Source organism: Paenibacillus sp. EKM301P (assembly GCF_011800295.1).
Classification (GTDB): Bacteria; Bacillota; Bacilli; order Paenibacillales; family Paenibacillaceae; genus Paenibacillus; species Paenibacillus polymyxa.
This window is the reverse complement of record NZ_JAALFM010000109.1, coordinates 1-343: the sequence shown is the minus strand read 5'-3', so window position 1 is coordinate 343 and position 343 is coordinate 1. Positions and strand designations below refer to the sequence as shown.

Below are 343 nucleotides of genomic sequence, written 5' to 3'. Positions count from 1 at the left end.
ATTCATGCTGGAGGATAGCGGGGCATCTATCCTGCTGACCCAGCGGGATCAGTTGGACCGCCTTCGTCCGCACGGAGCCGACCGCGAGCTGATCGCTATCGAAGATTTGCTGATGGAGGGGATGGAGCTTACAGGAGAAGAATGCGAGAAGAACCCGGAACCTGTTAACCGCTCGAGCGATTTGGTGTACGTGATCTATACGTCAGGCTCCACCGGCAAGCCGAAGGGGGTCATGATTGAGCACGCTTCACTGATCAACCGGCTGCACTGGATGGAACAACGAATTCCGTTTGGAGCGGAGGATGTGATCCTGCAAAAAACGCCTTATACCTTTGACGTATCG

General features: G+C 54.8%; 1 protein-coding gene. It reads left to right on the top strand.

Features of this window, described 5'->3' with window-relative positions:
- On the top strand, positions 1 to 343 hold a 343-nt coding region (locus HFD99_RS25065; protein WP_167438866.1), incomplete at both ends, for an AMP-binding protein.